Below are 18,818 nucleotides of genomic sequence, written 5' to 3' on the forward strand. Positions count from 1 at the left end.
GTCTCCTTAGCCAAGGACGGTCACAAGGCGGTCGTTGTGGTCGTAGAAGTAGAGGTCGGGGTGCTTCGATACGCGCTTGCCCTTCTTCTTGCCCTTCTGGGAGGCCTTGGCGGGGGCGCTGCTGGCGTTCCAGCTCCACCCCTTGTTCCCCTTGGCCGGGGCGAAGGTCGCCTCCCAGGGCTCCTCGGGGATCTCGAGGGTGCTCTTCCAGCCCTTGAGCTTCGCGAGCTCGGCGAAGCTGGTGCGAAAGCCGGCCTGGGAGCGGTTGTCGACCAGCTCCCACTGCTCCATCTTCTCGGAGACGCGGAGCAGGGCGTCCTTGAGGTTCGTCAACGGCAGCTTCCAGGCCTTGTAGGCGCGGGCGATGACCCCCAGGTAGTCCTCGGCGGGGTCGTGCTCGCGGCACCCGGGGGCCATGACGTAGACGAGGGCCTGGATCCGGAGCCCCTGGTGGTTCACGGTCAGCCACTTCTTCCGGTAGACGTCAGAGGCGACGCCCTCGCAGCGGTCCAGGGTCGCCTCGTGGTCGGGGGTGATCGCCCACAGGATCCCGGGGACCTCGCACCCCACCTTGCGCTCGACGTCGGCGACGCCGGTCACGCGGGACCAGCGGCGGAAGGTGAGGCGGTGCTCGGCCAGGGTCGCCAAGCCCAGGGCCACGGCGCCGGGGCAGCGGCGGCGCATCTGCTTGCCGTTGCAGTTGGATCCGTAGGCGAAGTAGTAGACCTCTCGGGCTCGGTTCTTCTTGTTGCTTGCCATCTCTCCAGTCTCCTTTCGCCCATGCCGGGGCGCGTTGTTTCTTTCTACGTCCACACAATACCACCCAATGGGGGGTACTACAAGGAAAAAAGTGACAAGGCGACCAAAAAAACGAGGCCCCTCTCGGGGGCGAGAAGGGCCTCTGTTGCCGGTTCTTCGGCCCCCTATGCGAAGGCCTGCCGGGGCTCGAAGAGGCGCTGCCGGGGCGCCTGCGGCCTCTGGTGGTCACTGTAGTCCCCTGATGGGACCGGAACGCCTCGGGGGGTGGGGCAGAAGTAGAGCCAAGCGGTGACGCTCTCGCCGTTGTCGAGCGTGACCGTGATCTCCTGGCGGCGATACCAGCGGGGATGTTCCTCCAGGCTGTCGAGGCGTTCCAGCGTCTCGGGATCCACGGCGTAGACCTCCCCCCGGATCGGGGTAACAGGTTCGTCCTTGACGACGTAGGGGATCCGTTCGGCGTACATGGCATAGAGCTCGTCGGTCATGGCCGGCCCCAGCTCTCGGACCCCCGGGCCGGTGAGGAAGCAGTGGTTGTGGAAGCCCTTGCGGAGCGAGCCATAGACGAAGATCTTGCGGTTCATGGTTAGCCCTCCTCGGTCGGGGTCGTTCCGGGGACCTTGCCCTGGGACGGGATGATCGCGATGAACCCCCAGTAGGCCAGCGAGTGAAGGAAGGCCTCCGGGGAAGCAGTCGAGACGATGACCTCCTTGTAGCGCAAGGCGCGGCGGGCGACTTCCTTCATCCAGTCGTCCCGGTCGTCCTCGGCCAGGAAAGCGTCTCGGTGCAGGAGGGCGAGGACCTCCTCGGGGGTGCCGGCTTCGTAGGTGCGTCCCTGCGGGGTCGTGATGGTCATGGTCGGTTCCTCCTTGGCTGCGGGGTGGGGAGGAGCCCCCACCCCCTGGCTCGGTTCGGTTAGGCGGCTTCGGCGAAGGTCGAGGCGCGCAGGGTGAAGTAGGCGACGTCGGCGGCGGCGAGGGAGGCGAGGCGCATGAGACCGGCCAGGGTCGCTGTGCGCTCAGGAGCCGCGGGCGCTCCTTCGGCGTTGCCGGTGGTCAGGTGGTAGCGCACGGTGCCGTTCTCGCGGGTCGTCTTGAGGTCCAGGCCCATCGCCCACACGGCCTTATAGATCTGGAAGCTCGGGTTCTTGGCGCCGGTCATTTCCTTCGCCTCGGCCAGGGTCAGCCCTTCAGAGACGAGCTTCTGGATGACCGGGCGATACTTGCCGCGGGTCGTGACGGTGACGTTGTGGACGTCGGCGGCGGCGGGGGCCTTGCTCTTCTCGACCAGGGCGAGGCACAGGCGCAGCCAGGGGAGGACCTTCGCGGCTTCGACGGTTCCGGAGTGCTGGCGGAACTCCACGGTGCCGTGGACGGTGTAGCTCTGGAGGTTGAGCTTGTGGTAGCGGTCGTTGTTGAGACAGTAGCAAAGCTCGTTCATGGTCGTCGCGGCCATGATTGCGCGGTAGGTCGTCGCGCTGCGGAGGCTCTTGCAGAAGCGGTTGTTTTGGGCGCGGCGGCTGGTGGGCATGAAGGAGTCGGTGACGGGCTCGTAGTGCCGGTAGTCGGCGACCAGCTTCTTCCAGTTCTCCAGGGTCAGGTCGCGGGCGTCAGCGTGAACGTGGAGCCCAGTGGTACGGTTGACGCGGCACCCAATGGCGGTCAGACATTCGAGGACCTTTTGGAGCTGCTCGATGCCGGCGTCGCCACTCAGGACCGGGGAGACGACTTCCATCTCGGTTCCGGTGCCGTGGACGCTGCAATCGGTCACGATCTTCCACCAGGTGCGCGTCGCGTGGTTGTAACCCTCTTCGCGGCAGTTGACGCCGGTCTCGCGGATCTTCTCGGCTACCTGAGCGCGGCTCATCGTAGGGTGGAAGGTCTCGATCTCGATCCCAAAAGAGCGTGCCATTGTGAGTCTCCCTGAAGGTTCGCGCCCTTGCCGTGGCGCTGGTTGCCTTGCTTTGTTGTCTACATAGTACCCACTCATTGGGGTGGGACGCAAGGGGAAAAAGCGACAAATCGACAAAAAAACACGGCGCCCTCACTTTTTTTTGAGGGGCCGTCTAAGGTCTTTGCGGGACTCGGTTTTTCGAGAGGGCCCGAGGCTCGGTTTCGACGACCAAGCCCCGGGGCAGGGGAGGGGGGGGTGGACTTGTCTCCTACGCTGGGAGGGCGACCGCCCGACTCTGCCTGCGGCGGCGGCGGTCGTTGCGGATCCTGCGGACCTGTTGGAGGCAGTGCCGGCGGCATTCGGTGTCCTCGTCCCGCAACCGCTCGAGGGTGGCGTAGATGTCGTCCATGAGCCACTCGAAGAGCCCGGTGAACCAGGGACCCTCGTCGGGGAAGTCGGACCAAGCGTTCGCCATCTCGAACACGTCGTTGCAGACCGAACAGAGGCGGTAGCGCTGCCATCTCCCGTCCCAGAGCCCGGAGTGCTCGTGGTAGCGATGCCCGATCTCGATGGTCCCGTCACACTCGGCGCAGGTATGGGCGACCCTGGCCCGGGGGTTGGCGTGCTGGTAGACGGCGGGGAGGTCGGTCATGGGCTATCCCTCGGGGAGCTCGTCGAGCTGCTTGTCGGTGAGGTCGATACGCTTGAACAGGACCCCGAAGGTCTCCCCGGGGTCGTGGTCGTCTCCTCGTACTCGGGACCCCCGGCGGTCACTCGGTAGCGCACAGGGGTCCCGACTTTGTATTAGGCGTTGAACTCGGCGGCGGTGATTCTCATCGCCTCCCCCCGGTGAGGTCCATGAGCTCGTGGAGCTTGGCCTTGATCTTCCCGACCTGGCCGGCCAGCTCGTCGTCGACGATCCTCCGGACGGTGCGCTTGACCTGGTTGAGGATTTCGACCTCCAGGGTCGCTTGGATCTTGTCCCGTAGATCCTGGGTCTGGGTCGCGACGGCCTCGCGGACCTGGGCGCGCACGGTTTCATCGGCGGCCCGGTTCGCCTCCTCCCGCACGACGATCTTGCCCAGGTCGGTCAGGGCGAGCTTGGTCCCCCGGCTCGACCATTCCGGCTTCGCGTACAACTGGACCTCTTGTGCCACGGTGGCCGCGAACACTCGGGAGAGGGTCTCGTCGTGGCCGGCTTTCACCAGGATCCCCCGGGCAAGCCCCTTCACAACGGATCGCTCCAGCTCTGCGCGGGCCACGGTTCCCACGGGGAACAAGGCGTCGAGAGCCTCCTCGGTTAAACGGATCTTGACGTCGGTCTTCATGGTCGCCTCCTGCCGGGGGCACTCGGCCCCCGGCGTCGTTTGGTGAACGGTCTAGTTGGGGATCAGCTTCGTTGCGGCCTGTTCCACGGCGATGCGGCTGTCCGTGTGGGGGATCGAGCGGGCGGCGGCGGTGATGCCTTGCACCATATCCCAGGCGGTGTCGACTTTGCCCTCCTCGGTCTGCGCCTGCTTCCAGCCGTCCTCGATGATCCCCTTGGCGATCCCCGTGCGCTCGCGGACCCAGCGCAGAATATCCTCGTAGGAGCCCTCTCCGGGGGCGGCGGTCTTGAGGCGAAGGTTCTGCGCCCTCTCGATCGCCTGGACCTCCTGCTCAACGGAGCGCTCGGCGTAGTCCTCCAGGGCGGGCGCGGCCTCGCGCAGGAAGCGCGCAGGCGCCCCGGCGTTGTGCCGGATCGAGAGCTGCTCAACGTGGCGGGCGCCCCAGATGATCCGGTTGTCGCAGACCTTCTCGTAGAGCATGAGCATGAGCTTGAAGGAGGCGCTCCCGGTCTCGGAGTTCGAGACGATGAAGCCCCGGTAGCTCGGGGCCTGCTGGCCTGGGATCTGGATCGGGTTCGCGGGGTCGCACAGGAAGCAGAAAACGTCCCGGTCGCTCGCGTAGAGGGTCGTCGCTCGCTTGGGGTTGTGGCTGGTGTAGCTGGAGGCGGGGACGACCCAGCGCCCCCCCTGCTCCTGGTTGAGCCTCATGACGGCGTCGACCACATCGAGGTCGAAGATGCGCCCATAGCTCGGGGAGGTCACTGCGCGCAGGGTGCCCGCTCCCTCTCCCTGGTCCTCGTAGTAGAAGGCGCTCTCGCCCTTGTCGGAGTCGACGCGCAAGCCGTGGGTGAGGAGCGCCGTGGTCAGCTCCGGGGGGAGCCGGCGCAGGTAGGCGGCGGGGGCCTTGGCGACCTGGGCGGTCTGTCCGAAGCTCCAGTGGGTGAAGTCCAGGCGCTCGAACTTGCGGTGCTTGAGGACGACGTCGCGGCCCACGATGTCGGGGTAGAGCTCCTTCGGCTGGATCTCAACCGTCCGGACGTTCTCGGTGCGGAGGGCGACCGCGGCCCGGAGCCCCTCGAGGGTGACGAAGCGCTCGTCGTCCGGGCGGCTCGCCCACTGGCGCGAGAGGTGATAGAGGTTGGTCGGGGCGGCGGCGCCTGCGTTGGTCTGTAGCTGGTTCATCTCTCTCCTCCTACTGGCTGACGGCGTAACGGGGCAGGAAGCATCCGGTCAGCTTGCCCGTCTCGCGGTCGAGGTGGTTGTGGATCCCGGTGACGTCGTGGAGCAGGTCGTAGTCGCTGGCGGCGGCGAGCTCCTCCAGGCGAAGCGGGCATCCGTTGAGGTGGGCCAAGGTCAGGGTCCGGCACGTTGCAGCGGGCACCAGCCGGACCCCCAGGACCTCGCAGGCTTTCACGGCCCGCTCGGCGATCTTGGTGATGAGGTCGATCTCGTGGTTCGGGGCGAGGGTCTTCAACTCTGTCTTCATCGCGGCTTCTCCTTCGGGGTGGCGGGGGGCGCCCATGCCCCCCGCGCTGGGGTTCTAGTGAACGATGATCGTGCCCCACGGGGGGACGAGGTGGGTCTGCGCGCTCTCGACGATCCGGGGACCCAGGGAGCGCCCCTTGCCCTCGGTCTTGATCTCGGCGAAGTACATGACGCCGGAACCGTCCGGGGTCACTTCCACCAGGGAGAGGGCCTCCTGGCGCCCCTCCATATTCTTCACGCGCCCCTCGGGGATCGTCTCGCCTGGCGCGAGCTTCTTGATCCAGCTCTCGGAGATGACGACGACCAGGTCGGCCCCGGTGCGGCGGGCGAGCGCGCTGGCCTGGCGGCAGGACTGCATCTTCAACGCCTCGGAGCTGAAGTTGACCTGGCCGTGCGCGATGATGTGGTTGTCCTTGACGATGAAGATAAACGGGAGGGCCTCGGCCTCTGCGGTCACGATGTCGGCGGCGGTTCTCCAGAGGGTCTCGGTAATATGTTTGCTCATGCGCGCTCGCTCCTCTTGAAGTAGGTGACGTCGATGTCGTCGTAGTGGCGCTTGCCGCCTGCGACGGTGTAGGTGCAGGCGACCAGGGCGAGGGTGTTGCTGCTGGGGGTGCGGGAGCCGGCCTTCTCGAGGTGGCGTTCGGCGGTCCTGAGCCGGCGGAAGCGCCCCTGGGCGGATCCCCTGGTGCTGCGGCGGAACTGCTTGCCGTCCCAGAGCTTCACCTCGCGCCCCCGGACCTCGATGAAGTAGTAGTCGACGGTCTTGCCGGTTGGGTCCATTGGAGTCTCCTTCGTCGGCGGGCTTGCCGTGCCCTTTGTCGTCTTGTCTCCCTATATACCCCTCAACGGGGGGGTCGTGCAAGGGCAAAAATGGGGCAAAGCAAAAAAAGAGGTCGCCCCAGCGACGAGGCGACCCAAAAGGGTGGAACGTGGTTGGTCCTGCGAGGGCGTAGAGCGCGGGGTTGCGGAGCCTTTAGAAGAGCGACGGGTAGCCGTAGCGAGCGACGGCGAACTGGAAGTTCCGGCAGGTCGTGAACTCCGCGGCGAGACCCTTCCAGCCCTCGGGCAGGGCGGGGATCTCGAGGAGCTCGGCGTGCTTGACGCGGAACTCGTAGCCGTTCCACGTTCGGAGGACGGCGACGCTGCCCGGTTTCAAGCGAAGCGGCATATGGAAGTTCTGCGACCACTGGAGTCGTTGGTGGACCCCGCAGATGTAGAGATAGTCCCAGGCGGCGGTCGGGACCTCGTCGAGGTCGATGACGGTCGCGAGCGGCAGCGTCTCGATCTTGATCTTCGGGGAGACGGGACCCACCAGCCCCTTCTGACAGTGCTTCCGGGGGTTGGCCCCCCGGACGTACTTCATCCAGAATTGCCGGAAGCCTTCGAGCTTCTTGGTCTCCTTGCACGGGGGCTTGATGTAGAGCTGCGGTGTCGTCATGGTCGGCCCCCTAGAAACCAAGGATCTCGACGGCAGCCTTGACGGTCAGTGGAGTCGTCAAGGAGAGGTCGAGGCCCTTGTCCCAGCGGGTGATCGTGTCGTCGCCCCAGATCTTCACGCGAACGCTACGGCGGCGGCTTGTGATGACGCCCTCGGCGTCTGCATACTCGCGAAGCTGCTTGCGTGTGCGGATCTTGGTCTTGCTTTTCATCTTCGAGTCTCCTTGTGCCCCATGCCGGGGGTCTTGTTGACGTGGCGACAAAGTACCCCCCGTTGGGTGGTTCCGCAAGGGGAAAATGATCTCTTTTTACTTTTTCGCTTCTTTTTCCCGTGCCGCCCGATACGCGGCTTCGACCTCATCCGCGAGGCCGACCCTGCGGCACCCGGGCCACGGCAGGTCGAACTCCCGGCGCAGGGCGGCGATCGCCTGGTCCTCGGGGATCTCCCCGGTCTTGATCGCTGACGCCTGCCAGGTGGTCGAGTGCTTGTGCCCCGTCAGTTTCATCTTGTAGGCGTCGAGCATGGCCGGGACTTCGTCCTTGGCGTGGAACCGCTGGTAGACCCAGTTCCCCAGGAAGAAGATCGCAGTGAAGCCGTCGTCGTCGAGGAACTGGATGTAGCGGCGCTCGGCGTCCCCATCGACCGTCGCTTCCAGCGCCCGGGCGGTGTACTCCTTGCAGCGTCCCGAGAGGTAGATGCGCGCCCCTGGCTTGGCGAGGGCGTTGATGGTGGTGAGCACGTCGGCCTCGGCCTGCGGGGAGTCGACCGCGCAGATGACGACGTCGAGGACGACCACGTCGTAGCGCCCCCGCTCCGCGATGTCCTTGAACATGGCCCGGCACATTCGATGGACCTGTCCGGTGTCGATGGTCGCCCCGCCTTTGGCCCGGCGGAAGAACTCGACCCCGTGGATCCGGTAGCCCTCCCGGTTGAGCTTCGCCTGGTAGTCCCCCTGGCCGCAGCCGAAGTCGAGCACGCGCTCGTCCTTGCGGAGCTCCGGAAGGATGTGCTTCTCATAGAGGGGACTGCGGTTGCTCATCCGGCCCGTCTTCTCGTTCTCGCGGAGCCGGAAGACCTGGACGTTGGTCTGGGCGTAGGTGAGTTTCGGAAGGTGGGCGTAGGAGAACTTCCCGTAGGCGCGCCCGAAGCGCTCGAGGACCTCGGCCTCCTTGTCGTCTGGAATGTAGTTGACCCGGCAGGGCTTCCCGATGACCTTGCAGGCGAGGGCGTAGTTCGCCCCCGAGAGGACCTTGCCGGACTGTGTCGCGACCGCGGCGCCCCAGAGCCCGTGGGCGAGGATCAGCTTGATCGACTCCTTGCGGATCCCGGCCCCGGGGGACCGCAGGTTGCCGGCGATCTCCTTCGCGGGCACGTCGACCCAGCCGAGGACCCCGGCGGGCGGAACGGAGCACGCCTCATCGCCCGTGTCGGCGTCGGTGCCGTTGTGGAGCTGGTTGAAGCGCACCTCGTCGACGTCGCTCAACCCCTCGAGCAGGACGACCGGCGCGTGGGTGTAGCCGAGCGCCCGGAGGCTCTTGGTGCGCTGGTGACCCGCGACGATCGTGCCGTCCTCCTTGCGGACGAGGATCGGCTTGAGCACTCCCAGCGAGGAGAGCGACTCCCGCAGCGCGGCCAGGTCGTCGTCCCCGATGATCCGGGGGTTGTAGATCGCCCCCTTGATCTCGGCAATCGGATATTCGGGGTAGAACATGGGGTCCTCTCCTCCCCGGGGCCGCTTCTCAGTTCCCCAGGAGCCCCAGAACGAAGCCGAACTGGACCCCGGCGGTCTCGACGTGGGCCTTCAGCGCGGCCTCCAGTAGCGCGAGCTCCTCCTCGGTGAGCGGGATCGCCCGCAGCTTCTTGTTGACCTCCCACTTGAGCAGGCACTCCCCATGAGCGCCGACACTGGCGCCGTCTGTTTCGAGCGGGATCTCCGCGCTGCCCGATCCGGTGCGGTGCAGGCCGGCCTTCTCGGCGGTGTCCTCGAGGAGCTGCATGACGGCGGCGTCGCCCGTCTCGATGTCCTCGAGGAGAGCGTGCAGGTTTGCGGCATCCGAGCCGGCCAGGGCGGCGATCGGATCCAGGGTCGCGAGGATCTTCTTCTCCTCGGCCTCGGAGAGGTCGACGTAGACGACCGGAACCGCGGAGATGTGCTCCCGCAGGGCGAGCATGACGCGCAGATGCCCGTCGACCAGGTGACCGGTGCGCTTGTTGACGACGACCTGCTGGACCCAGCCGACCTCGGAGAGGAGCCCCTTGAGGGCGTCTTGCTGGAACTCGGGATGGATGCGCCAGTTGAGGGGGTTCGCGAGGATCTGTTCGGGATCTTCCTCCCCGCTGCCAACGATCCGGTTGGGAAAGGCTGGCTTGCTCTTGCTCTTGCTCATGCGGCCTCCGCGCACTGGTGAAAGTCGGCCAGGCACGCGAGGAGTACATGGTCGCGGCGATCTTCGACGTAGACCTCCAGGCCCAGGAACTGGGCCAGCGCGAGCTCGGCGAGAGCCCCGGCGCTCTTCTGCCACCCCTTGAGGAGGTAGATCGCGTCGCCTTTGGTCTTGTCGAAGGTCTGGATCGCCGCAAGATCCCGGGAGATGCAGCGGATCTGGAGCTCGCGGTCGACGACCAGGTCCTCGGGAGGGTAGGCCCCCCAGCCCTCGTAGGCCCGGTCCAGGTCAGCGGGGGAGACGACGATCCAGCCCTGGGCTCGGAGCCGATCGCGGGCGGCGTCGAAGGCGTCGAAGTTGAAGTTCGCGTAGCCCCGCATTGGACCGGCGATGTAGACCCTTCTCATCGGGTGAGGTTCCCCCAGGCCTGTTTGACGATCTTCTGGAGTTCCTTGGGGTCCTTGACGTCCACCCCGGAGCGGCGGGCGGCGGTGAGGAGCTTGCGGTACTCGGCGCCCACGGCGCGGCGCGTTTGGCGGTTGGGGCGTTGCTGGATGACCGAAGGGGAGGTTGCCATTTTGACTCCTTGCCGCTTTGCTGGCATATGGGGCCGAAGAAAGCCGGGGGGGAATCCCCGGCCCCTTCGAGTGTGGACGCTACCCTCTGCGACGGCCTCGAGCATACTCCTCGAGGACGTTCGTGACCATATCACTCATCGGGCGGTCGTCGAACGCGGCGAGACTCTTGAGCTCGCGGTGGAGCCCCGCCGGAATGTAGAACGTCACCTTGCGCGTCTCGCGCAGCGTGGCCGTCCGGGTCGTTACCTCCGTGTCGGTCTGCCTGTTCGTCTGTGCCATATCTCCTCCCCGATTCTCCCCCCCCCGGTGGTTCCCCCCCAATGGGTATCTACGACTTACAGCATACCACTAAACCGTCAAACGTCTATAGAAGTTTTCAACTTTGCTGTCAATTTACTGTCAAAATCGGCGCGGGTGGAGCGTGATCTCCACCCCGGGGCGCTCCTTGTCGACCGCAAAGTCGTCCGAAAACCCTACGACATGCTCCCAGCCGTCGTTGGCGAGGATGCCGGCGTAGCGCAGCCCGTCGATGATGAGCTTCTTCGCGCCGGCCACGTTGTCCTTATCGCGTCTGCGGTTGCGCTCGATCCAGCGGAAGTGAACGTGGACGGGGTAGTCGACCGCCCGGGTCCCCGCGGTCCAAAGCGCCACGGCGACGGCCTCGGACCAGTGCTTCTTCATCTCGTTGTAGGGGTCGACGAAGATCCTCTCGCCGCCCCGTCTGCGCCAGCCGGCCTTTCGGGCGGCGGCGAGCAGCTCGTTCTCCCCGGGGCAGGGACCATCGAGGAAGAACGTCTGGGCGACCGCCGCCCGCTCTGCCGGCGGGGCCTCCAGGCGCTCCAGCCGCTTTGCTGGCCTGCTTGCTGGCTTGCCGTGGTGCTTTGCTGGCACGGCATAGCGCCCCTTGAGCTGGATCGAGCGACCCCGGATCCGCCCCCTCACGGTTGCTTGCCCAGGCGCTTCTCGACGCGGTAGTCCGGCCCCCCCAGGGCGATCCACTCGTTCATCTCGGTCAGGCGCGACGCGGCCCGGGCCGTGATGCGCTCGGAAAGCTCGTCGGGCATGAGGTTCGAGGTGACGATGGTCGGGAGCAGGTCCTCGTAGCGGCGGTTGATGATCCGGGGGATGAGCTCTTGGACCCACTCGGTCGCCCGTTCCGCACCGATGTCGTCGAGCACCAAGACCGGGACCTGCATGACCTCCTCGGCCAGGTCCTCGACGGTCCCCTTCGAGATCCCGGCGCGGAAGTCGGCGATCAAGTCGGGGACGTAGGCGAAGAGCACCTTGACCCCCTGGCGGTGTAGCGCGTTGACCATCGCCGCGGCGAGATGCGTCTTGCCTCGGCCCACGTCGCCCACCAGAGAGATCCCCTCGCCCCCCTCCTGGGGGTAGGCCGTGACCCAGCGCCTACAGGCCTCCAGGGCGCCACGGTTGGCCGGCGTCGCCCGGAAGCTGTCGAAGGTGCGGGTCCGGAAGCGCTTGCTGATCTTCGTCGAGGCGAGCTTCTCGGCCATCTTCTCGGCGGCTCTCCAGGCCTGCCACGGCTTGCAGCGAGCGCGGACCTGGCGCTGGTCCTGCTTGATCGAGATCCAGCCCCCATCGGGGCACTGGCTGGGGTCCTCGCAGGAGCAGTTCTCCCCTCGGGGCTCCTCGCCCGGATCCGGAACCAGCGTGAGTCGGGCGAGGTTCGCCAGCGCGTCTTTCGTCTCGAAACCAATGCCGTTCATTGCTCCCCTCCCTCTGCGGAGCTGCGAACCAGGGCGTTCAGGCCGGCGCCTCGTGGGGCTCCCGGGCTCCTGGGCGCGCTCGGCCTCTGACCTCCCCCTCCTCCCCCTGCGGGGCGGTTGTCGTACTTGCCCTCGACGATCCGCGTCAGGTTGCGCTCGGAGAGGATCCAGTCGAAGTCGACCATCCACCCCCGCTCGTTGTCGCCGCGCAGGAACCGGGAAGCGTTGACGCGCTCGATGACCGCCTCCCACCAGGCGGGCTCGGGATGGATCGAGAGCCTGGTGCGCAGCTTCTTCCGGCGGTCGTCGGTAAGGGCCTTGATGCGCGGCAGGGGAGCGACGGCCTTCTCGTTCCAGAGCAGCGCGAGCTCCCGGGCCGTGAACGCAGCCGGCGGGCGAGCGGGCGTGAGCGCGACCTCCTCCTCCTCAGAGTCTTTCTGTTCTTGGTCTTGGTCTTGGTCTATTGTAGGCAAGCCCTCCGGAAGCCCTTCGGAAGGGCTTGCCAAGCCCTCCGGAAGCCCTTCGGAAGGGCTTGCCAAGCCCTCCACAAGCCCTTCATATTCCTCCCCGGCGAGCCCGGTTATGGACAGGGCCTCGATCAAATAAGCGTTGCCGGACGCGAGGATAGCAGAAATCGCCTCTTTTCGCAGCGGCGACTCTTTGGGGATCGTGTCGATGACGGCGACTGCCGCTTTGCCAGCATTGGGCGACTGGGGGGGGTTGTGCTTGATGTAGTTCGGAAGGAAGATCCAGCCGAGCTCGTCGGTCACGACGAAGCCGATCTCCTCGAGGGTCTCGAGGGCCTGCTTCGCGTCGTCGTAGGAGAGCCGAAGGTCTTCGGACAGGTAGCCCACCGGGGCGCGATAGCATCCCAGGGCGTTCGAGTGGGGGGAGGTGAGCAGGTAGGCCCCCATGAGGCGGGCCGGCAGGCTCAGTCGGTGAACGTCTGGATCGGTCCAGTACCGCGTCCGGATGACGCCATACTCTCTACTCATGGGGGTCCCACACCTGGGACCGGTGGTTGTTCTCCATCGCGAGTCTCCCTGAAAGGTCTGTAGGCCCATGCCGGGGCCTGGTACGACGCAGAGAGTAAATCAAGCCGTTTTGCTGGTCAAGAGACAAAAAGACAAGACTACCACTCATTGGGAGGGCGGCTCGCGTAACCCCTTTTCGGGAAAGCGTTTTTTCCCTTGCCGGATCGTCGAGGAGATGATACCTTGGGAAGCGTAGGGTCGATGAGACCCTATGCCTCGGGCAGGTCCGAGTCTCCCGTCCGAGTCCGGGGTTGAGGGGATGCCGCTCCTCTACCCCATCTACAACAAAGCCCCGACCCTGGCCGGTCGGGGCTTTCTCTTGTCTAGTTCAAGAGCTTGTGCTCCCTTCCGTAGCCTTCGAGAATCTGGGAGACCAGGTCGCTCATGCTGGTCTCCTCCTCGACCGCCTGGATCCGAACCATGCGCGCCAGGTGGGCCGGTAGATAGAAGCTCACCTTCTTCTGATCCCCGCGCAACACCTTGGTTGGTCGTGCGCGGTTCGTCTCCAGCGCCTTGGGCGAAAACCCCTTGAGCAGACTCATGATCGTTCCTCCTCCTCTCGGTTCACTCCCGCGTAAGCTGCGCGGCCAGCCAGCGTGCTGCGTCTCTGTAGTCTTGCGCCCCCCCACTGCGGGGGGCCGACTGAAGTACCGAAGAACCGTTCATCGGGGCCAGGGCGATCTCGACCAGCTCCCGTATGGGCGGGGCCAAGAGCCCCGGGTAGGTTTCCTCCATCTCTGCGATCGCCACTTCATGCACCTTGCGCCGGGGGTGCGCCCGCGTCGGCAGATAGCCCAGCACGCGCAGCCCCGGGTTGTGGAGCATCCGGACCTGGTCGACCGTCGAGGTGATGATCGTCAACGCCTTCAGCGAGAGCGGGTGGGCCTCGAACGGCACCAGCACCCCGCTTGCAGCGACCAGCGACGAGATCGTCAGAAAGCCCAGGTGTGGGCTCGTGTCGAGCAGCACGACGTCGTAGGCCCCCTCGCACTTGGTCAGGGCGCGCTGGAGCCGGCGGATCGCCCCGCGCTCCCCCTCGAGCGCCTCGGCCTCGGCCAGCGACGGGCTCCCAGGCACCAGCCACAGCCTCTCGATCCCCGTCTCCCGGGCGAGTTCGCCGATCCCGCAGGCCGCGACGATCGCCGCCGCCAGGGCCTCCCCGCCGATGTCCTGGCCGGTCAGGCTCAGGCTCGCCCCGCCTTGGGGATCGAGATCCACCAGGAGCACCTTCGCCCCCTGCTCCGCAAGCGCGGCCCCCATGTTGACGACCGTCGTCGTCTTGCCGACCCCGCCCTTCTGGTTCGCCACGGCGAGAATCACCAGTCGATCCCCGTCACGGCAGAGTCGATCTCGGCCCGGTCGAAGGACAGGTAGGCGACCGTCGTCTGGATCCACCGATGCCCGAGCGCCTCCTTGGTGCGGTTGATGTCCCGCCCGAGCCGCTCGTGGACCTGGGAGGCGAAGAACTTCCGCATCGAGTGGGTCCCGACCGCCCCCGTCACGCCGGCCACTTGGTAGGCCTCCGAGAGGATGAGCTGCGCGCTTCGCACGGCCAGGGCCGAGTCGCCCGTGCGGCGCCGCTTGGATCCGAACAGGAAGGCGTCCGGCCCGAAGCGTTTGTAGGTGCGCTTGACGTGGCGCTCCCCGTGTTTGCGAACCATCGGATGCAGCGGCAGCACGCGCCCCTCCCCGGCTCCCTTCATATGCCGGCGCTTCACTTCCACCACCCCCGACCACTCCCCGGGGTAGATGTGGCGCACGCGCACCGAGAGCAGCTCCGAGATCCGGAGCCCGGTGGTGCATCCCAGGACGAAGAGGGTGCGGTCTCGGTCGGTCTGGAGGGCCGCAATCACCTTTCCCACCTCGTCTTGCTGTAGGGGGCGGCATCCCTTCATTGTCGTTTTGTCTCCTTCGGAACTTAGCGTAGTAGGTAAAGTTGACCCCGTCAAGCGCAAGTACCGAACAATGAGCACAAAAAAGGCGACCCGGTAGCGAGTCGCCTTTTCTACGTCTTGTGAGGGGAACGCGAACTACGTGACCGTGAGCATGAGCTACAAGGCGACCGCCTGGCTTCCAGTGCCGGCGGCCCGGCGCAGGAGATGTTCGAGCCGCCGCGGCAAGCCCTTCGTCGTCCGGCGCGCCTCGTGGCCTCCCTTGCACTCCATCTCGTAGCGCTTCATCTCCTGCAACACGTTGATCCCTAGATAGTTCGCTTGTTTCGCTCGCACCCACGAGCGGGCGATCTCTACGCTCCCATCGACCGTCTCAATCGTCGCGACCACGGGGTCCATCACGTTCGGAAACGCCAGCACCTTTCCCATCCCACGCTCCTCCTTGATCCCGACAAAAAGCAAAGGCCATCCGAGTTCAGATCAATCCCCTGTTGCCTTGTACACCGATTGACGTTCGTCGTCAATATGCGGAAGTGGAGACAAAAAAATTTCATTTTTCCCCTTGCATCCCCTCCCAGTGAGTGGCATACTCAGGTCACCAAGGCGCCAAAGAGACAAACCCACAAGGGGTTTTGAGGCGCCGAGAAGGAGACTCGGATGAGAACGATAGGGGAAAGAGCGGCACTCTCTTACCTCGCAGCCCGGAAGCAGGCGAGAGCCTACGCCCAAGGGACCCACGACCTCGCCTGGGGCGTCGCGACGTTGGCCGTCGCCGTCGTCGCCGTGGCCTTGAAGACGTTCGCCGGTTAGGCCGGCGACCAAGGAGGAACACCATGAGTCGTTACCAGAAAGCCCGCCGTACCGAAGCCCGCGCCCGGATCGCCATTGAGTCCCCCTCCGGGGGCGGCAAGACCTGGTCTGCGATCCTGCTCGCCCTGGGGTTGTCGATGGACCCCGAACGGGTCCTCCTGATCGACACCGAGCGCGGCAGCGCCTCGCTCTACGATGACCTGCCGCTGCGGCAGGGCTTCGACGAGACCTTCTACACCGTGCAGATTCAGCCCCCGTACACGGTCGAGAAGTACATGAAGGAGCTCCAAGACGCCGAGCGTTCGGAGTTGTTCGACGTCATTGTCCTCGACTCCATCACCCACTGCTGGGACGGGCAGGGGGGCTTGCTCGAGGAGAAGGACCGCTCCAGCGACAAGAACAGCTTCACGGCCTGGAGGAGCGTCTCCAAGAAACACAACCAGTTCGTCGAGGCGCTGCTCAACTCGCCGTGTCATATCGTCTGCACCATGAGGATGAAGGACGAGGTCGTCCTCGAGGAAGACGCCCGGGGCAAGAAGACCCCCAAGAAGATCGGCATGAAGTCCATCCAGCGCCCCGGGATGGAATACGAGTTTACCCTCGTCCTCGATCTGGACCGCGACTCCCACGAGGCCCGGGCCTCCAAGGACCGCACGGGGCTCTTCGACGAGCTGACCGTCTATACCCCCGAGGCGATCTCGCTCCAGACCGGCAAGCGGATCTCCGAGTGGCTGGCCGGCGCCAAGCCCGAGGAGTTGAACACCAAGACCGCGAACCAAAGTCGCCAAGGCGACCAGGAGACGAAGCAGAAGCCCCGAGAAGAGCCGCCTCGCCCCTCCCGAGGGGCAGAGCAGGGTGGCGCCTCCGAAAGCCCCGCCACGGCCCGTAGGGAGCGTCCTCGCACGGTGGCCTCTCCCTTCAACGACCGCCAGGTGAAAACCGCCGGTGTCCTGGGCTCCCAGCTCGTCCAGATCGCCGATCTGGTCGCCGGCCTGGGGGATGGGGGCAACGAGACCGTGGCGAAGTTCCTCGCCGAGATGGAGCTCGACGGCGTTCGCGCCGCCTCGACGTTCCTCACCGAGGAGGAGGGCCGGGAGCTCATTGGTCGCCTCACCGACCAGATCCCCCCGTCCGAGCCCGCGGAGGAGACCGACCCCCTCGACGATCTGCTCGCCGAGGGCACCGAGAAAGCCGCCTAACGACAAGCGTCCGCGGCAGGGAACGGCGACGACAGCCTCTCCCACCAGCGAAATGGGCAGCCGGGCTAGCCCCCACTGGAAAAACTAGCGCCCTGGTGAAGCCGAGCCGTTCCCTGTCCGCTTAACCAACCAACCACCAGAGGGGGGGTCCGCCCCCCCCAGGCAGGAGGAGAACCATGAGCGAAGAAGTCCGCGGCATCCAGACAGACGGCGCGATGCGCTGGTCCTTTTCTGTCCTCAACACCTTCAACGACTGCCCCCTCCGGGGGAAGCTGCGCTACCGGGACGGCCTGCGCGAGCCCAGCTCCGAGTATGCCGACCTGGGTCAGGCGTTCCACTCCGCGAGCGCCTTTATGCGCGTCGAGGAGCTGGAGGGCCGGGGCATCCCCAGCGACGACGAGCTGGTCAAGCGCTTCGCCGAAGAGCTCCCCAGCGAGGCCTTCATCCCCCGGCTGCGCGATCTCGTCACTTCCTTCCGGAAGAACTTCCGCGTCCCCGACAACCCCGAGCGCGTCTGGGTCGAGGAGCGCATGTTCTTCGACCGGCACCTCCAGACCATCGAGCCCCCCGAGGGCCGGATCGCCCCGGAGGCGTTCTGGCTGGGCGCGACCGACGACTGCTCCTATATCCGCGACAAGGTCCTCTACGTCGAGGACGACAAGACCGGCTGGACGACGCCGGACCCCCAGCAAATCGTCTTCTATGCCTACCTGCGGATCCTCCGAGAGCAGCTCTCCGAGGCCGACGTCGAGCGCGTGGTGCTCCGCTACAACCTCATCGCCAAGGGGTGGGTCGACCAGCGTGAGATGCTCTACTCCGAGGTCGTGGAGGAGGGCGAGTCGATGCTCGACGCGATCCTCGCTCACGAGCAACGCACCGCCTGGCCGGCGACCCCCGGGAAGGGGTGCCGGTACTGTGGCTTCCTCGCCTCGTGCCCCGCCTACACCGTCTCGACCGCGGCGATCGCCAAGGCCCACGAGGACCTCCCCGCCGAGATCGAGCAGGAGGGGCTCTCTGCGTGGATCCGGCGCGTGGCCGGGGGGATCATCGTCGACCATGCCGACGCCTCTCGCGTGGTGCAGTTCCGGGGCCTGGTCAAGGGCCTCCTCGAACAGATGGAAGACTCCCTCGCGAAGTTCATCACCGAGCAGGGCGCCGTCGAGGGTGGGGGGATGCTCGCCCGCATGAGCACCAAGTCCGAGTGGTCCGGCGACACCAAGGGGATCGTCGTCAAGCTGCGCTCCCTGGGGGCGACCGCCGATATGATCTGGAACCGGCTCTCGGTCTCCAAGTCCGACGTCGAGCGCATGGTGGGCGATCTGGTGCCGGTGCGCTTCCCCTCCCAGACCGAGGAGATCAAGGCGATCGAGGACCAGTACCCGATCCATTTCCCGCCGCTGGCCCCGGAGATCAAGGCGATCGAGGCCGAGCTCCCGCTCAAGGGCGTCGACAAGGACACCGCGGCGGCGAACAAGGAGGCCCGCAAGACCCGGATCGACGCCCTCAAGGCCGAGCGCGCCGAACTGGTGGACGAGAACAAGGCGCTCCGGGCGCAGGCGATCGAGCAGCTCAAGAGCGATCGCGCCCAGTTGGTCGAGGAGAACAAGGCCCGCCGCGTCGAGCTGATCGACCAGCTCATCGCGCAGGGCTCCTACAAGGAGTCGGCCCCGTTCCTGGCCTTCTCGAAGGCGCGCATGTAGATCCCGCACTCCCCCCCACTAACCGGGGGGAGCCATTGAACCGGGGACGTAACGAGCCCCGGAAGGAGAAAAGAGCAAATGGCCCGAGGCGTCAACAAATCCATCCTCCTTGGCAACCTGGGCAAGGACCCCGAGCTGCGCTACACGCAGTCCGGCACCCCCGTCGCGACGTTCAGCCTCGCTACCACCGAGCGCGTCAAGCGCAACGGCGAGTGGCAGGACGAGACCGAGTGGCACAATATCGTCGCCTTTGGAAAGACCGCCGAGCACTGCAACGAGTACCTCCGCAAGGGCTCCCAGGTGTTCATCGAGGGCAAGATCCAGACCCGCAAGTGGGAAGACAAGGACGGCAACACGCGCTGGACGACCGAGATCATCGTCCGGATGATCCAGTTCCTCGGCGGATCCGGGCAGGGCGGCGGATCCGGGCAGGGCGGCGGATCCAAGCCGCGGCAGTCCGGCCCGACGAGCGGATCCGGCCCGAGCCGGGGCGGCGCGTCGAACCACGACGACTTCCCCGACTACGAGGGGGGGTTCGATCCTAACGACGACGTGCCGTTTTGACGACTTAAGTATCGGAAATCATTGAAG

At 65.9% G+C, this 18,818-nt stretch carries 27 protein-coding genes; 3 read left to right on the forward strand and 24 right to left on the reverse strand.

Annotated elements, in window-relative coordinates; translation table 11 throughout:
* Positions 1-6 precede the first annotated feature (6 nt).
* From P1V51_19820 to P1V51_19935, 24 genes are all read right to left on the reverse strand, one after another.
* Positions 7-759, reverse strand: a complete 753-nt coding sequence (locus P1V51_19820; protein MDF1565295.1) for a gamma-glutamylcyclotransferase — start codon at positions 757-759, stop codon at positions 7-9.
* Positions 760-923: 164 nt separating this feature from the next.
* Complete coding sequence (locus P1V51_19825) at positions 924-1,340, reverse strand: gamma-glutamylcyclotransferase (protein ID MDF1565296.1); 417 nt, start codon at positions 1,338-1,340, stop codon at positions 924-926.
* A gap of 2 nt (positions 1,341-1,342) precedes the next feature.
* Positions 1,343-1,612, reverse strand: coding sequence for a hypothetical protein (locus P1V51_19830; protein MDF1565297.1), 270 nt, complete (start codon positions 1,610-1,612; stop codon positions 1,343-1,345).
* Between the two features lie 59 nt (positions 1,613-1,671).
* Positions 1,672-2,667: an amidoligase family protein gene (locus P1V51_19835; GenBank protein ID MDF1565298.1), complete on the reverse strand. Its 996-nt coding sequence runs from the start codon at positions 2,665-2,667 to the stop codon at positions 1,672-1,674.
* A 250-nt stretch (positions 2,668-2,917) separates the two neighbouring features.
* The gene (locus P1V51_19840) at positions 2,918-3,301 is read right to left on the reverse strand and encodes a hypothetical protein (GenBank protein MDF1565299.1); all 384 of its coding nucleotides are present in this window, start codon (positions 3,299-3,301) and stop codon (positions 2,918-2,920) included.
* Positions 3,302-3,482: 181 nt separating this feature from the next.
* Positions 3,483-3,977, reverse strand: a complete 495-nt coding sequence (locus tag P1V51_19845) for a hypothetical protein (protein MDF1565300.1) — start codon at positions 3,975-3,977, stop codon at positions 3,483-3,485.
* 51 nt (positions 3,978-4,028) lie between these two features.
* Entirely contained in the window at positions 4,029-5,159 is a 1,131-nt protein-coding gene (locus tag P1V51_19850; protein MDF1565301.1) for a DUF932 domain-containing protein, read from the reverse strand.
* A 10-nt stretch (positions 5,160-5,169) separates the two neighbouring features.
* Complete coding sequence (locus P1V51_19855) at positions 5,170-5,463, reverse strand: hypothetical protein (protein MDF1565302.1); 294 nt, start codon at positions 5,461-5,463, stop codon at positions 5,170-5,172.
* A gap of 54 nt (positions 5,464-5,517) precedes the next feature.
* The gene (locus tag P1V51_19860) at positions 5,518-5,967 is read right to left on the reverse strand and encodes a hypothetical protein (protein MDF1565303.1); all 450 of its coding nucleotides are present in this window, start codon (positions 5,965-5,967) and stop codon (positions 5,518-5,520) included.
* Positions 5,964-6,245, reverse strand: a complete 282-nt coding sequence (locus P1V51_19865) for a hypothetical protein (protein ID MDF1565304.1) — start codon at positions 6,243-6,245, stop codon at positions 5,964-5,966. Before P1V51_19865 ends, P1V51_19860 begins: the two co-directional genes overlap by 4 nt.
* 193 nt (positions 6,246-6,438) lie before the next feature.
* The gene (locus P1V51_19870; GenBank protein ID MDF1565305.1) at positions 6,439-6,903 is read right to left on the reverse strand and encodes a hypothetical protein; all 465 of its coding nucleotides are present in this window, start codon (positions 6,901-6,903) and stop codon (positions 6,439-6,441) included.
* A gap of 10 nt (positions 6,904-6,913) precedes the next feature.
* Complete coding sequence (locus tag P1V51_19875; protein ID MDF1565306.1) at positions 6,914-7,114, reverse strand: hypothetical protein; 201 nt, start codon at positions 7,112-7,114, stop codon at positions 6,914-6,916.
* A gap of 96 nt (positions 7,115-7,210) precedes the next feature.
* On the reverse strand, positions 7,211-8,614 hold the full coding sequence (locus P1V51_19880) for a methyltransferase domain-containing protein (GenBank protein MDF1565307.1): 1,404 nt from the start codon (positions 8,612-8,614) through the stop codon (positions 7,211-7,213).
* A 28-nt stretch (positions 8,615-8,642) separates the two neighbouring features.
* A complete protein-coding gene (locus P1V51_19885) occupies positions 8,643-9,290 on the reverse strand; it encodes a ParB/RepB/Spo0J family partition protein (protein ID MDF1565308.1) in 648 nt (215 codons plus the stop codon).
* Positions 9,287-9,694 carry a DUF4406 domain-containing protein gene (locus tag P1V51_19890; protein ID MDF1565309.1) on the reverse strand — a complete coding sequence of 136 codons (408 nt, stop codon included), beginning with the start codon at positions 9,692-9,694 and terminating at the stop codon, positions 9,287-9,289. Before P1V51_19890 ends, P1V51_19885 begins: the two co-directional genes overlap by 4 nt.
* Positions 9,691-9,864, reverse strand: coding sequence for a hypothetical protein (locus P1V51_19895; GenBank protein ID MDF1565310.1), 174 nt, complete (start codon positions 9,862-9,864; stop codon positions 9,691-9,693). Before P1V51_19895 ends, P1V51_19890 begins: the two co-directional genes overlap by 4 nt.
* A gap of 79 nt (positions 9,865-9,943) precedes the next feature.
* Positions 9,944-10,144, reverse strand: a complete 201-nt coding sequence (locus tag P1V51_19900) for a hypothetical protein (GenBank protein MDF1565311.1) — start codon at positions 10,142-10,144, stop codon at positions 9,944-9,946.
* A 120-nt stretch (positions 10,145-10,264) separates the two neighbouring features.
* Entirely contained in the window at positions 10,265-10,756 is a 492-nt protein-coding gene (locus P1V51_19905; protein ID MDF1565312.1) for a hypothetical protein, read from the reverse strand.
* Between the two features lie 47 nt (positions 10,757-10,803).
* Complete coding sequence (locus P1V51_19910; GenBank protein MDF1565313.1) at positions 10,804-11,592, reverse strand: ATP-binding protein; 789 nt, start codon at positions 11,590-11,592, stop codon at positions 10,804-10,806.
* Positions 11,589-12,587 (reverse strand): hypothetical protein, encoded by a 999-nt coding sequence (locus P1V51_19915; GenBank protein ID MDF1565314.1) that lies wholly within the window; start codon positions 12,585-12,587, stop codon positions 11,589-11,591. Before P1V51_19915 ends, P1V51_19910 begins: the two co-directional genes overlap by 4 nt.
* Before the next feature lie 362 nt (positions 12,588-12,949).
* Positions 12,950-13,168, reverse strand: coding sequence for a hypothetical protein (locus tag P1V51_19920; GenBank protein ID MDF1565315.1), 219 nt, complete (start codon positions 13,166-13,168; stop codon positions 12,950-12,952).
* A gap of 22 nt (positions 13,169-13,190) precedes the next feature.
* Positions 13,191-13,946 (reverse strand): ParA family protein, encoded by a 756-nt coding sequence (locus P1V51_19925; protein MDF1565316.1) that lies wholly within the window; start codon positions 13,944-13,946, stop codon positions 13,191-13,193.
* A complete protein-coding gene (locus tag P1V51_19930) occupies positions 13,943-14,521 on the reverse strand; it encodes a tyrosine-type recombinase/integrase (GenBank protein MDF1565317.1) in 579 nt (192 codons plus the stop codon). Before P1V51_19930 ends, P1V51_19925 begins: the two co-directional genes overlap by 4 nt.
* A 156-nt stretch (positions 14,522-14,677) precedes the next feature.
* Positions 14,678-14,947, reverse strand: a complete 270-nt coding sequence (locus P1V51_19935) for a hypothetical protein (GenBank protein MDF1565318.1) — start codon at positions 14,945-14,947, stop codon at positions 14,678-14,680.
* 404 nt (positions 14,948-15,351) lie between these two features.
* Between P1V51_19935 and P1V51_19940 the strand changes: the two genes are divergently transcribed.
* From P1V51_19940 to P1V51_19950, 3 genes are all read left to right on the forward strand, one after another.
* On the forward strand, positions 15,352-16,527 hold the full coding sequence (locus P1V51_19940; protein ID MDF1565319.1) for an AAA family ATPase: 1,176 nt from the start codon (positions 15,352-15,354) through the stop codon (positions 16,525-16,527).
* Between the two features lie 176 nt (positions 16,528-16,703).
* Positions 16,704-18,227, forward strand: coding sequence for a PD-(D/E)XK nuclease family protein (locus P1V51_19945; GenBank protein ID MDF1565320.1), 1,524 nt, complete (start codon positions 16,704-16,706; stop codon positions 18,225-18,227).
* 78 nt (positions 18,228-18,305) lie between these two features.
* Complete coding sequence (locus P1V51_19950; protein ID MDF1565321.1) at positions 18,306-18,791, forward strand: single-stranded DNA-binding protein; 486 nt, start codon at positions 18,306-18,308, stop codon at positions 18,789-18,791.
* The last annotated feature ends 27 nt before the right edge of the window (positions 18,792-18,818 follow it).

It is taken from the genome of Deltaproteobacteria bacterium (assembly GCA_029210625.1).
In the GTDB taxonomy this organism is placed as follows: Bacteria; Myxococcota; Myxococcia; order SLRQ01; family SLRQ01; genus JARGFU01.

What these genes read in the sequence shown, in the direction of transcription:
- P1V51_19910 (MDF1565313.1), bottom strand. Translation starts at nt 11,592, where the DNA reads ATGAACGGCATTGGTTTCGAGACGAAAGACGCGCTGGCGAACCTCGCC.
- P1V51_19835 (MDF1565298.1), bottom strand. Translation starts at nt 2,667, where the DNA reads ATGGCACGCTCTTTTGGGATCGAGATCGAGACCTTCCACCCTACGATG.
- P1V51_19855 (MDF1565302.1), bottom strand. Translation starts at nt 5,463, where the DNA reads ATGAAGACAGAGTTGAAGACCCTCGCCCCGAACCACGAGATCGACCTC.
- P1V51_19850 (MDF1565301.1), bottom strand. Translation starts at nt 5,159, where the DNA reads ATGAACCAGCTACAGACCAACGCAGGCGCCGCCGCCCCGACCAACCTC.
- P1V51_19930 (MDF1565317.1), bottom strand. Translation starts at nt 14,521, where the DNA reads ATGAAGGGATGCCGCCCCCTACAGCAAGACGAGGTGGGAAAGGTGATT.
- P1V51_19830 (MDF1565297.1), bottom strand. Translation starts at nt 1,612, where the DNA reads ATGACCATCACGACCCCGCAGGGACGCACCTACGAAGCCGGCACCCCC.
- P1V51_19845 (MDF1565300.1), bottom strand. Translation starts at nt 3,977, where the DNA reads ATGAAGACCGACGTCAAGATCCGTTTAACCGAGGAGGCTCTCGACGCC.
- P1V51_19890 (MDF1565309.1), bottom strand. Translation starts at nt 9,694, where the DNA reads ATGAGAAGGGTCTACATCGCCGGTCCAATGCGGGGCTACGCGAACTTC.
- P1V51_19945 (MDF1565320.1), top strand. Translation starts at nt 16,704, where the DNA reads ATGAGCGAAGAAGTCCGCGGCATCCAGACAGACGGCGCGATGCGCTGG.
- P1V51_19825 (MDF1565296.1), bottom strand. Translation starts at nt 1,340, where the DNA reads ATGAACCGCAAGATCTTCGTCTATGGCTCGCTCCGCAAGGGCTTCCAC.
- P1V51_19820 (MDF1565295.1), bottom strand. Translation starts at nt 759, where the DNA reads ATGGCAAGCAACAAGAAGAACCGAGCCCGAGAGGTCTACTACTTCGCC.
- P1V51_19870 (MDF1565305.1), bottom strand. Translation starts at nt 6,903, where the DNA reads ATGACGACACCGCAGCTCTACATCAAGCCCCCGTGCAAGGAGACCAAG.
- P1V51_19920 (MDF1565315.1), bottom strand. Translation starts at nt 13,168, where the DNA reads ATGAGTCTGCTCAAGGGGTTTTCGCCCAAGGCGCTGGAGACGAACCGC.
- P1V51_19915 (MDF1565314.1), bottom strand. Translation starts at nt 12,587, where the DNA reads ATGAGTAGAGAGTATGGCGTCATCCGGACGCGGTACTGGACCGATCCA.
- P1V51_19880 (MDF1565307.1), bottom strand. Translation starts at nt 8,614, where the DNA reads ATGTTCTACCCCGAATATCCGATTGCCGAGATCAAGGGGGCGATCTAC.
- P1V51_19865 (MDF1565304.1), bottom strand. Translation starts at nt 6,245, where the DNA reads ATGGACCCAACCGGCAAGACCGTCGACTACTACTTCATCGAGGTCCGG.
- P1V51_19935 (MDF1565318.1), bottom strand. Translation starts at nt 14,947, where the DNA reads ATGGGAAAGGTGCTGGCGTTTCCGAACGTGATGGACCCCGTGGTCGCG.
- P1V51_19885 (MDF1565308.1), bottom strand. Translation starts at nt 9,290, where the DNA reads ATGAGCAAGAGCAAGAGCAAGCCAGCCTTTCCCAACCGGATCGTTGGC.
- P1V51_19875 (MDF1565306.1), bottom strand. Translation starts at nt 7,114, where the DNA reads ATGAAAAGCAAGACCAAGATCCGCACACGCAAGCAGCTTCGCGAGTAT.
- P1V51_19840 (MDF1565299.1), bottom strand. Translation starts at nt 3,301, where the DNA reads ATGACCGACCTCCCCGCCGTCTACCAGCACGCCAACCCCCGGGCCAGG.
- P1V51_19900 (MDF1565311.1), bottom strand. Translation starts at nt 10,144, where the DNA reads ATGGCACAGACGAACAGGCAGACCGACACGGAGGTAACGACCCGGACG.
- P1V51_19895 (MDF1565310.1), bottom strand. Translation starts at nt 9,864, where the DNA reads ATGGCAACCTCCCCTTCGGTCATCCAGCAACGCCCCAACCGCCAAACG.
- P1V51_19940 (MDF1565319.1), top strand. Translation starts at nt 15,352, where the DNA reads ATGAGTCGTTACCAGAAAGCCCGCCGTACCGAAGCCCGCGCCCGGATC.
- P1V51_19950 (MDF1565321.1), top strand. Translation starts at nt 18,306, where the DNA reads ATGGCCCGAGGCGTCAACAAATCCATCCTCCTTGGCAACCTGGGCAAG.
- P1V51_19860 (MDF1565303.1), bottom strand. Translation starts at nt 5,967, where the DNA reads ATGAGCAAACATATTACCGAGACCCTCTGGAGAACCGCCGCCGACATC.